Annotated in this window: 10 protein-coding genes; 4 read left to right on the top strand and 6 right to left on the bottom strand. The window is 43.4% G+C overall.

Annotation, left to right across the window (positions count from 1 at the left end):
- Positions 1-22 precede the first annotated feature (22 nt).
- The 4 genes from rarD to pheA all read right to left on the bottom strand — a co-directional run bounded on the left by rarD (position 23) and on the right by pheA (position 6048).
- The gene (gene rarD / locus ACR63T_RS06460) at positions 23-973 is read right to left on the bottom strand and encodes an EamA family transporter RarD (protein ID WP_305900175.1); all 951 of its coding nucleotides are present in this window, start codon (positions 971-973) and stop codon (positions 23-25) included.
- A gap of 151 nt (positions 974-1124) precedes the next feature.
- Positions 1125-3401 carry a bifunctional prephenate dehydrogenase/3-phosphoshikimate 1-carboxyvinyltransferase gene (locus tag ACR63T_RS06455; protein ID WP_472785249.1) on the bottom strand — a complete coding sequence of 759 codons (2277 nt, stop codon included), beginning with the start codon at positions 3399-3401 and terminating at the stop codon, positions 1125-1127.
- A 128-nt stretch (positions 3402-3529) separates the two neighbouring features.
- On the bottom strand, positions 3530-4648 hold the full coding sequence (gene hisC, locus ACR63T_RS06450) for a histidinol-phosphate transaminase (RefSeq protein ID WP_472785149.1): 1119 nt from the start codon (positions 4646-4648) through the stop codon (positions 3530-3532).
- Between the two features lie 206 nt (positions 4649-4854).
- On the bottom strand, positions 4855-6048 hold the full coding sequence (pheA, locus tag ACR63T_RS06445) for a prephenate dehydratase (protein WP_472785148.1): 1194 nt from the start codon (positions 6046-6048) through the stop codon (positions 4855-4857).
- A 355-nt stretch (positions 6049-6403) separates the two neighbouring features.
- Between pheA and ACR63T_RS06440 the strand changes: the two genes are divergently transcribed.
- Positions 6404-7342 carry a transaldolase gene (locus tag ACR63T_RS06440; RefSeq protein ID WP_472785147.1) on the top strand — a complete coding sequence of 313 codons (939 nt, stop codon included), beginning with the start codon at positions 6404-6406 and terminating at the stop codon, positions 7340-7342.
- A gap of 185 nt (positions 7343-7527) precedes the next feature.
- Positions 7528-7971, top strand: a complete 444-nt coding sequence (locus ACR63T_RS06435) for a hypothetical protein (protein WP_472785146.1) — start codon at positions 7528-7530, stop codon at positions 7969-7971.
- A gap of 198 nt (positions 7972-8169) precedes the next feature.
- Here ACR63T_RS06435 and ACR63T_RS06430 read toward each other — a convergent pair whose 3' ends face one another.
- Positions 8170-8682, bottom strand: coding sequence for an adenine phosphoribosyltransferase (locus ACR63T_RS06430; protein ID WP_472785145.1), 513 nt, complete (start codon positions 8680-8682; stop codon positions 8170-8172).
- A gap of 380 nt (positions 8683-9062) precedes the next feature.
- Here ACR63T_RS06430 and ACR63T_RS06425 point away from each other — a divergent pair, with 380 nt between their 5' ends.
- A complete protein-coding gene (locus ACR63T_RS06425) occupies positions 9063-9227 on the top strand; it encodes a rubredoxin (RefSeq protein ID WP_201573299.1) in 165 nt (54 codons plus the stop codon).
- Between the two features lie 28 nt (positions 9228-9255).
- On the top strand, positions 9256-10314 hold the full coding sequence (locus ACR63T_RS06420) for an alpha/beta fold hydrolase (protein WP_472785144.1): 1059 nt from the start codon (positions 9256-9258) through the stop codon (positions 10312-10314).
- Positions 10315-10386: 72 nt separating this feature from the next.
- Here ACR63T_RS06420 and ACR63T_RS06415 read toward each other — a convergent pair whose 3' ends face one another.
- Positions 10387-11985 carry a WG repeat-containing protein gene (locus ACR63T_RS06415; protein ID WP_472785143.1) on the bottom strand — a complete coding sequence of 533 codons (1599 nt, stop codon included), beginning with the start codon at positions 11983-11985 and terminating at the stop codon, positions 10387-10389.
- Positions 11986-12040: the final 55 nt, after the last annotated feature.

The following is a 12040-nucleotide window of genomic DNA, read 5'->3' as shown; positions in this document are numbered from 1 at the left end:
TCCCTATTTGTTTTTAGTATTACTATTTAGTCGTTTTATCTAGCTTTGCTGTCTTTAACATTTTACTTGGGCGATGACGCCATAGATCAATGCTGAATAATAACAGACCGAACCATATCAGACCAAATACCATTAATCGGTGCAGGTCGAACGGCTCTTTGTAATAGAATACCGCCAAAAAGAAAATAAAGGTCGGCGTTAGATAATTCATAAAGCTAAGAATACTATAAGCCACTAGCTTAGTAGACTTATTAAACAGCAGTAGCGGTATCAAAGTAATCGGACCTGCCAGCATTAATAGCCAAATATTGGAGCTGACCCAAAAGCTAAGCTGGGAGCTTGCTACATCTGCTTGCCAGAACCACCACAAGCATATCGGTAATAGCATCGTCGTCTCGACAAACATCGCGTCAACTGCGGTCAATGGCGTTTGCCGTTGAATAGTGCCGTAAGTGCTAAAACTAAAGGCCAGAATTAAAGACACCCATGGCAAACTACCGAGCATTACCACCTGAATCACTACGGATAGTAATGCAAAGCCAATTGCCACCCATTGCAGTGTGCGCATACGCTCTTTAAACAAGATCATTGATAGCGCGACGCCGACAAGTGGGCCAATAAAATAGCCCAAACTGGCCTCTAGTATCTGATCGCTATTGACCGCCCATACATAAGTGAGCCAGTTAACCGCGATAATCAGCCCTGATAAAAAAGTGAGCGCGATCCATTTTGGATTTTGTTTTAAGGTGCTAATCCATTGCCAGCGCTTAGTCACCACAAGCACTACTAATAAACATAAAAACGTCCAAACAATACGATGACCAATAATTTCAGTCGCGTTATAAGTCGATAGTTGTTTAAAATATAAAGGAAATGCACCCCAAATAGAAAAAGCAATAAGCGCGGTAAAGATACCACGCTGAGTGGTCTTGATAGGGACGACTGGTTTTTTGACAACGTTTTGGGTAGTCATAGGACAACAACTTTTTTGAGCAAAGAGCGCTCTTGCGCTTAAAATAAAAAAGCAATGCGTCAGAATATATAAATTCTGACGCATTGCTAAAACTTGATAATAGGCTAGCTTACCTAAAAACTAGTGGTCTAACAACTCGACATTAATAGTTTTATTCTGGCTTGACACCATTATCCACTTCTATCGCCATACCGATTTGATTGGCCAGTTCCGCAAATCCAGGAAAACTGGTATTAACCGTTTCAACACCTTCGATGATGATTTGTTCTGATGCGCGCAGACTGGCCACGGTAAAGCTCATAGCGATACGATGATCATGATGCGAGGTGATGTGACCACCACCAAATACAGGCTGGCTATTGTTCACCTGTTTACTGTTCGCGCCATCTTTACTGCCTGCGCTACCCCTACCTTCAATGATCATACCATCTTCGGTAACGGTGCACTCTACACCTAAAGTTTGCAAGCCTTCTGCCATCACTGCAATACGATCTGACTCTTTAACGCGTAGCTCTTTTGCGCCTGTCAGCACAGTACGGCCTTTTGCACAGCTAGCCGCAATAAACAGCACTGGAAACTCGTCAATCGCTAACGGCACTAGCGACTCTGGAATCTTGATACCGACTAGGTTTGATGAGCGAATAGTAATATCAGCAACGGGTTCTTCGCCAACATAAGTTTTATTACTAAGGGTAATGTCTGCTTGCATCAGCTTAAGAATATCGATGACACCCGTACGCGTGGGATTGATACCAACTTGCGTTAAAGTTAGCTCGCTATCTTGACTGATAGCTGCCGCTACCATGAAGAACGCGGCCGATGAGATATCAGCAGGCACCGCGATATCGCCGCCCGTCAGCTGACCGCCGCCCTCAACGCTGATGCGATTGCCATCAACATGCACAGGGTAGCCAAACGCGCTGAGCATACGCTCAGTATGATCGCGACTGATCTCAGGCTGAGTGACGGTAGTCGTCCCTTGCGCCCATAACCCTGCTAGCAATAGACAAGATTTGATTTGAGCCGAGGCCACTGGCATCTCATAATCTATACCTTGTAAGGGTTGACCGACTTTATCACGACCCGTGATACTAAGTGGTGAGGTGCCTTTCGTGCCTGTGCTTTGAATTACCGCACCCATTTGACGCAGTGGCGCGGCAATACGCTCCATTGGGCGCTTATTTAAGCTGGTGTCACCTGTTAATACACTATCAAAATTTTGTGCCGCTAATATACCTGCTAGCAGACGCATACTAGTGCCTGAGTTACCCATATAGATAGGCGTTTTGCTAGGCTTCAAGCCATTCATGCCGACACCATGAATGGTTAGCTTACCTTTATCAGGGCCTTCAATAGTGACCCCCATATCGCGAAAGGCTTGCAGTGTTGCCAAGGCATCTTCACCTTCTAAGAAGCCCGTTACTTGAGTCACGCCTGTCGCTAAGCTACCTAGCATAATGCTGCGATGAGAAATAGATTTATCGCCAGGAATGGAGATAACGCCAGAAACTGTATTGCTGTTATTATTTTTGGGCGAGATAATATAAGAAGCTGACATAGCAGAGATATCCGTATAAGGAGTGCTGGCTAACATATGGCCAAAATGTCGCCGTGCGGCTTGCGCGCGGCCCAAAAGCCCCATCAGGGCGGTTGAATCCTTATTAATAATAAGGGTACGTATATTGGTAAGATAATCGCTGTACTCATCAAGAGCACTAACTATCGAGGTCTGATTGGCAAAGAATATATCATGCCACATCTTAGGGTCACTAGCGGCAATACGGGTAAAGTCACGAAACCCACCAGCAGCATAGCGAAACATATCTAAATTATCATCGTGGCTTGCCAGTTGATCCACTAAATTAAACGCTAATAGGTGCGGCAAATGACTGGTATGCGCGAGTATCGAATCGTGATGCTCAGCATTCATCGATATTACCGTCGCCCCTATCGCCTCCCATAGCTGACGCAGCTTAGTGATAGCAGTGAGCGTGGTCGTTGGCAACTCACAAATAATGACGCTGTGATTGATGAATAAAGTACTGCGCCGAGCATGATACCCTGAATCCTCTGCGCCAGCAATCGGATGTGCTGGCACTAAGCCTATGGGAAGGCCTACAGGCAAATCTGCAAACACCTGCTGAGCCGCTTCAATGACATTGACTTTAGTGCTACAGACATCACTAATAATACAGTCAGCAGCTAATTGTCCGCTATCCATTGCTGACTTGATAGCGTCAAATATCACTGGCACGGCTTGCACCGGTGTTGCGATGATTATGAGATCACTACCAGCAACGACTGCACTTAATTCGCTACTGCCTGCGTCTAACAATCCTTGCTCTATAGCAGCTTCAATGCTTGGCTGGTGTCTATCAACTGCGACTATTCTCAGACTTAGCTGATTGTCTCTAATAGCTTGCGCCATGCTTGCGCCAATCAGTCCTAAGCCGATAACACAGACTTGTTGAAACAGCGGCTCAGTTTTCAAATGGCTTTTAAAACTAGGATTACTAGTATTATAAGTAACGGGCGTATTAAAGCTTTGCTTATCCATTAATCATTAACCAATATAGAACGTAGGGTATCGATCAGGCGCGTATTGTCTTCTGCTAAGCCCACGGTAATACGTAACCAATTAGGCAAGCCATAGCCTGTTAGTGGGCGCACGATGACCCCTTGCTCAAGGAGTGCTTGATAGATAGCTACAGCGTCTTCTATTTCAACCATTATAAAGTTGGCATGCGACTTTACAAACGCCAGTCCCAGCGCGTCAAACTGCTTATTAAGCCAGCGCATTTGACTCTCATTTACTTTACGAGTTTGCGCGATAAAATCTTGATCAGCCAATGCCGCAGCGGCCGCGGCCAAACCAATGCGACTGACATTGAACGGCTGACGCACACGGTTGAGTAAATCCGCTACTGGTGCAGAGCTTAGCGCATAGCCAATACGTAGACCTGCCAGCCCATAAGCCTTAGAGAAGGTACGCACTATAACTAAGTTATCAAACTCATCTAATAACGTGCGATTATTGGTCTCAGGGCTGTACTCAATATAAGCTTCGTCCAATATTACCAACACCGAAGCTGGCATGCTGGCAATAAACTCACGTATTGCTTCACTCTCAAGTCCAGTACCTGTTGGATTATTGGGATTCGCGATAAAGACCAGCTTGGTATTAGTATTGTCTAAGACTGCCTGACGCATAGCATTTAGATCATGTCCAAAGCGCTGCGCGGGTACTTCAATGCCTGTTGCGCCTTGTATTTTGGCTAGCATAGAATAGACCACAAAGGCATATTGACTATAGACAATCGCATCATCGCAGCCCACAAAGCTACGTGCCAAAATATCGAGCAAGTCATCAGAGCCATTACCCAAGGTAATGCAATCGATATTAATATTATTAAAATCAGATAAGGCTTGTTTAAGATAATAACCATTACCATCTGGATAACGCGCCAGCTGAGTCAATTGCTCCGTAATCGCGAGCGTCACGTATGGCGAGCAGCCTATTGGGTTCTCATTGCTGGCCAGCTTGACCACATCTGACACCCCATATTCACGCGTTAATTCTTCTACAGGCTTACCCGTTTGATAAGGCGCTAGCTGTAGAATACTATCGTAAGCAGGTGCTAGGCGTGCCAAATCAAGCTCTTGAGAGGACTGCATGAGTTATCCTTAGAGGTATTACCCATCTATTATTGGTAAAAAATATTTATATAGAATCGCAATGCGTTAAATAGTGAAAACGGCTTAAACGGGTTCACTGTATTTTTAAGTTATGGCACTTTAAAACCATAACCCATTAAAATCATAGCACTTTGAAATCATAGCACTTTGAAATCACAGCACTTTGAAATCACAGCACTTTGAAATCATAGTACCGCTTTAGGATAAGAGCCTAATATACGCACATCCTTCACTAACGGGCGAATATCGGCAATAGCAGCGCTGACATTAGCATCTTGGATATGGCCATCCATATCAATAAAGAACACATAAGCCCATTTATTAGGACGCTCAGGACGGGTCTCGATGCTAGTCATCGATACCCCGTGATAGGATAACGGCTTTAGTATTTCAATTAAAGCACCCGCCTTATCATGGGCTGAGACTACAATAGAGGTCTTGTCTTGACCCGATGGCGCAATAGCCTCATGACCGATAATCAAGAAGCGCGTGGTATTGCTCGGGTTGTCCTCAATATTCTTATATAGCTTGTGCAGATCATATTCAGCGACAGCAACGTCGCCTGCGATAGCAGCCGAATGCCATTCGTTTTTGAGGCGACGCGCCGCCTCTCCATTGCTTGATACTGCAACACGCTCAACATTGGGATAATTGACATCGAGCCAATGACGACATTGCGCAAGCGACTGCTGATGCGAGTAGATACGACTGATGCTATCAAGCTTAGTATGCTCAGCCACTAAGAAGTTCTGATGAATAGGCAGCTCAACTTCACCGATAATTTTGAGACTTGAGGATAAAAATCCATCTAAAGTATGATTGACCACGCCCTCTGAAGAATTCTCTACTGGCACGACGCCGTACATAGCCGTGCCTGCTTCCACTTCACGAAAGACATCAGTAATCGTATTAAGCGGCATCGTATCAGCCGCTTTACCAAAATGCTTTAGTGCAGCCGCGTGGGTGAATGTTCCCAAGGGACCTAAAAAGGCAATACGCTGCGGCGCTTCTAGATCTAAGCAGACCGACATAATCTCTCGAAATAGACGCGCCATTTTCTCATCTGAGATAGGACCGACATTACGAGCCATAACCGCTTTGAGCACCTGCGCTTCACGCTCTGGACGATAAAAAATAGGATCTTTTGTTGAAGCGTTGTCATTGTTAAGAGCCACTTGCTCTTTTTTGACGGTTGCCACTTGCTGGGCTAACTTAGCTCGATTATTAATCAGCGTATGAATTTCACTGTCAACGGCATCGATACTTTGACGCAATTTGCTTAAGAACGCTTGGTCTGTTGTGCCTTGACTGTTTTCACTAGCGTCTATATTCGTTTGATTGCTGATTAAATCATTGTTGTTTGCTGGTTGCTCGCTCATTAGCGCCTATCCTTATTGTTTCTACTATTTTATTCTTAATAAGTATTTTTAATAATCTATTATAATCGTCTGCTTTGCTGATTTTTTGATGACAGCATTGACGGTATATCAAACAGTAGTAGCTAATTAAACTGTCGCCCTACTATAGCAAAAACTATGCTGAGTGCCCATGTGAAAATAAACTAAATGGGCTAAATTGCTTCAAATTAATTCATTTAAGGTTCAAGTTGATATTGTCAGCGAAATTCAAGGTCAAACTATGGTAAAGTTTCAAGATATTCTCTCAAACCTTTGTCAAACTTGCAACGAACAACGAATAACAATGTTCATTCTAAATTAATTTCAAGGATATGCAATGAGTGCTCTACAGCAGCTTCACACTATGACTACTATTGTTGCCGATACAGGTGACCTCGCCGCCATTGCCCGACTCAAACCTCAGGATGCTACCACCAATCCAAGCCTAATTACCAAAGCGCTTATCGAGCCTGATAATCAAGCGATGCTAGCTGATATGATGAACCGCCATAAAGGCGACGTCGATGCCGTGATTGATGCACTCACCATTCAGATTGGCCGTGATATCTTGGCGTTGATTGAGGGCCGTGTGTCTACCGAAGTCGATGCACGCTTGTCTTATGATACTCAGGCGACCATCGATAAAGCGCTGGAGTTTATGGACGCTTATGCCAAAGCAGGTATCGACTCAGAGCGCGTACTGATAAAAATGGCAGCGACTTGGCAAGGGATAGAGGCAGCGCGTTATTTAGAGACTCAAAACATTCACTGCAATCTGACATTGTTATTCGGTCAGCATCAAGCCATTGCTTGTGCCGATGCGGGTGTGACTCTGATATCTCCTTTTGTCGGTCGCATCTTAGACTGGCAAAAGCGTCAACAGAATCGCCAGAATGTACCTGTTACCGATGATATGGGTGTGCAGTCAGTCAAGCTTATCTATCAATATTACAAGCAGCATGATTATAAGACCCAAGTTATGGGCGCCAGCTTTCGCTCAGTTGAGCAAATACTGGCGCTGGCAGGTTGTGACTTATTGACTATCGCACCCAATCTCATTGATGAGCTGGCTGCTATGGATACTGAGGTTACTCGCCAGTTATCGCCTAATATCTCAATGGCTACAGATGACTTAAACAAGGTAAGCTTGACTCATGAGCAGTTTAACGATGCCTATCAGCAAGATAAAGTCACTCAAAACTTACTTCCCAAAGGCATCGACGGCTTTATAGGCGCGCGTGATGAATTGGCGCAAACGTTGGCGGCTATTCGTTAGTTAGATTTGCTACTAACTAGGACGTGTTAGAACTATTTGTAAGCTGGGTTAAAAAACCCAGCTTTTTTTATTTACTTTAAATAAAATACCTGACTAATTGGTCAACATATTATTATATAATGTTATTACTAATCATCAGGGTTTAGCAATTTGCTCACCCCTTTTTCAATTGAAAAGGATACTCAATGTTAAAGTCAAAATCTAAACAACCTCAGCAAGAAGTGTTTATTCACATCGTCCATAGCAAACGTCTAAAGCCACTAAAAAAGCAGCCAGCAGTGAGATGCATTGAAGCGGTCAATCATATCGATAAATCATTCTTAGCACAGCTGGCAGGCTCTGAAGAATATATCTCAATCGCTTTTTGTTATAAGAACTATAACGAAGAGAAGAACCCACGTTTGAGTGAAAATGAAAGCTGCGCGGTTATCAGCGTTGCTCACGCAAGAGAGCTGCTACATACTGACGTACTGGCTGAAGAGGCGCTAAGTGCCGTTAGTATTATTTTATTCAGCGCCGTGTCACAAACCTTTGGCGGATTCTTGACCGATGGCGAAACTAACAAGCGATATGTACTGTCTAAAGGCACTGAGTACGCTGGCTTATCGTCAGTTTCTTTAGCACTGTAATTTTTATTGCAAATAAGTAATTTTTATTTTAACTTTTTGTAGGGTGCACTTTATGTACCTTACGCCTATTCTAGTTTTTTGTGAAGGGTATTACTTTAAAAAAGCGCTCTGATACAATAATTGGAGCGCTTTTTGATAAAATATGATTGGACGTTTCACTAAATAGTTTTAAAACTAGCAGATCATCTGAATTTTCATCTAAGCTTTAAGTACGGTATAAACAGGCACTGGAAACTCACCATGTAGGTCAACTAAGTCCAGTAACACCAACGCCCCAACCACCGTATGCTCAGCAGATTTGCACAGCTCATAAGCAGTGGTCAGCGTACCACCTGTTGCTAAGATATCATCGACTAACAGCACGCGCTCAGGAGGCAAATTATTTTGCATCTCAAGGGTATCCTTACCATACTCTAGCGCATAAGCTTTATTAGCGACTGGTGGCGGCAGCTTACCAGGTTTACGCAGCAATATCATACCTTTACCTAGTCGTCCTGCCAGCAGACTTGCAAATACAAAGCCGCGCGCTTCAACCGCGCCTAAGCAATCCACCTCGTCCATGAGCCCTACTGGTAATGTAGCCAACATCGCATCGATGACTTCATTAACGTGACTACGCAGTAAAGGCGTAATATCATAAAAATCGATACCGGTTATAGGAAAATCTGGTACGGTACGAATCACTTGCCAAAAGGGGTGCCCAGTATTCATCTTGCTCTCATTGTAGTTAGGTATTTGGATATTTAGTTAATGAATTGCTATCAAAAACTAGCGTCGACTATCATAACATACGGGCTATCTTGACTCCTGTTTTATCCGTCACCTCATACCCTACAAAGCCGATAAAGCTTTGTCACTATTTGAATAAGATAAAACTCGTAGTCTGTTAGCAAGCGCTCATAAAAATACGCTATACTTTCAATATACAAGTGTAAACTTAACCCAGTATAGATCGGTTATATGCTAAACTACGCCGTTTTGAACGCACAATATAATAACTTGTGCTCTATAATTTCCAATGTAATATGGTATCAGAAATATTTTAAGACACATATTGCAAGCAACAATAGTAATAATAGGTAGAATTATATATGAAACGTTATGAATGTATTGTCTGTGGCTGGATCTATGATGAAGCGCTTGGCTGCCCTGAAGAGGGTATCGCACCTGGTACAGCATGGGATGACATCCCTGATGATTGGACTTGTCCTGAGTGTGGTGTTGGCAAATTAGATTTTGAGATGATGGAAGTTTAAGTCGATGACACTGTGAGCAGGAGAGATCATGACCCAACCCAATAAGCCAAACCTAACTGCCAACTCTATTACTGAGAACGTTAGTACTGAGAACGTTAGTACTGAAAACGCGGTCAACTACCCGACACCTGAATGGGAGCGTTTTGGCGCGCATCACTGGCGCGCATCAGATCTTAGCGAGCATTTGCAACAAGCGATGATCGACATCGGCGATAATATCAAGCTGTGTGTCGAGGCTGGTGGTAATCCAAATAATCCGCCATTGTTGATGGTAATGGGTCTGGGCTCACAAATGATATTTTGGCCAGATGACTTTATCAAACGTCTTATTAATGCTGGATTTTTTATCATTCGTTTTGATAATCGTGATATTGGTCTATCTTCAAAAGTACAGATCGAGGGTCTACCGCGTGTCAGTCAGCTAAAAATGATGCTACGTCTGCAAACAGGGCTGTCCAATAAAGCAGCACAAGTGGCTTATAACTTGACCGATATGGCAGAGGATACGGTGCGCTTGATTAAGGCGCTAAATTTAAAAAGCACGCATTTACTAGGCGCTTCGATGGGCGGAATGATCGCGCAGATCGTCGCGGCTCGCTATCCAAGTTTGGTCAATAGAATGGTATTGATGTTCACTACGACTAATCGCGCCTTTTTAAAACCACCGCGCCCTAAGCAGCTTTATACTTTAATCAATAGACCTGAGAGCCATTCTGAGCGCGATATTGTTCGTCATAGCGTATGGTTTATGAAAACGGTCGGTACGCCAGGGCATGTCAATGTTCGTACCGTGCGTGAGATTGCTAAATTGCGTTACCAACGCAATTTTCATCCACTAGGCACGGTACAACAGCTCAATGCTATTTTATCCTCAGGCTCTATCGCCCGCTTTAGCAAGCAAGTCAAAGCACCCACTATCGTCATTCATGGTAGCGCTGATGGGCTGCTGCCTGCATCACAAGGACGCGTGGTCGCTAAGACTATACCCAAGGCTAAGTTCTACTTGATAGAGGGCATGGCACATGATATTCCAGGCTACTATCAGCCCTATTTAGTTGACTTGATCAGCAAGCATTTATTAGATTAAAAATTATGCAAATTTAGTACTTAACATAAAAAACGGATAGTGATCACTATCCGTTTTTTTATCACTGTACTTTTACTCACAGCTAACCTTATTGCCCTCTTTACTGATACATAGTTTGTCAGCATTTTGCAGACTACCTATCCACGCTTTTTCGTTGTTAAATAAAAACATATCATCAAAATTTTCATTACTCTGCACCGTATCATGCACAAAACTTAATGGAATAACGAACTCACCTTTTAGGTCAATAAAGCCCCATTTATCATCAACGCGTACCCCAGCTAAGCCTTCTGAGAAGGGTCGCACTTCATCGAATGCGTAAGCAATCACAACAGCCTTTTGCTCATCAATGAATCCCCATTTGCCATCTTGCTTGGCAGGCTTTAGCGTTATAACAGAGTCAGGTTTTGGAGTAGTGAGTGTTATTTTGGACACGACAGAAGTAGTCGTAATGTTGCCCAATTCTTTGACAGAGCTAGGAGCGCTGATTTCTCTCACCTCTTGGGTCTCATTGACTTCGTTAGTTGGTTTAATCTCACTGACTTCGTTAATCTCACCGATTTCGCTGATTTCGCTGATTTCGCTGATTTCGCTGATTTCGCTGATTTCGCTAGTGTTATTAGGCAAATTGCTGTCATTTTTATCAAGTGCTTTTACAATATCGCAATCGGTAATATTTCCCTTTTTATCGATACATACTTTATCACCACTTTCAAGCGTACCCGTCCACGCTTTATCCTCTTTAAACACAAACATAGACTCACTGTTCACAGTGGTGGCAGTATTGTCTGCAAAGTTAAAGGGAATGACTAACTCGCCGCCTAAGTTGACAAACCCCCAATTATCCTCTATTCGCACTGCTGCTAAGCCCTCAGAGAAAGGTCTGACTTCATCAAATGAGTAGGTAATCATAATGGTATTTTTCTCATCGACAAAACCCCATTTGCCGTCTTGCTGAGCAGGCTGTAGCGTAGTAAAGGTGGCAGGTTTTGTTGCTGGTTGTACGGTAGAGACCTTTTTATCAGGATCAGTTTTAGCAGTGACTTTAGTAGCACTATTAGGAGCGCCATTGGGATCACTTACAGTATCACCATTTTTATTCAACCAGCTAGTTGCTTTGTTTTTGCGTACTTGTGTAATACCACTACGATAATTATCAATATCGCTAAAGCCTGATGAAAAAGGCACGATTATCTTACCACTAGTGTTTATAACCCCATAATTACCGTCTTTTTTGACGATAATGCGCCCGTCGCTTACCGCTCGTGCCCAGCCTCCTGACTCTCGCAGAGCATCATACATCGTAGGGATGACTTCGCGGCCTTGCATATTTATGTAACCGACGCGGCCATTACGCTGCACGGGTATTAGACCGCTCGCTATTTTATCAGCTGCGACCTTTTGATAACGCAATAAATCAACAACAGGCTTACCTTTAGAATCTATCAAAGCTACGGGCGCACCAAAGTCTTTGCTCGCTAAGTAATAGCCACTGCTTGAGCTGCAAGCGACGTTTTTATAGTAGCTTTTAGGGATCTTACAGCTAGCCGCTTGGGCACTTGACAGAGTGAATAGCACAGCGAATAAAGCTAAGGTTATAGGCACTAGCTTTGCGCTTGGTAATTGCTGTATTGATTGACGAGGTTCTTGAGATAAGTGACGTTGAATCATAGTAAAACCTAAGCTTGGTACGGGTAAATTGCTGAATATAAGAGTCATTGAATCA

This window comes from Psychrobacter sp. M17(2026), from assembly GCF_055699815.1.
The sequence above is the reverse complement of the archived record's forward strand: the minus strand, read 5'-3'. Positions and strand labels throughout refer to the sequence as shown.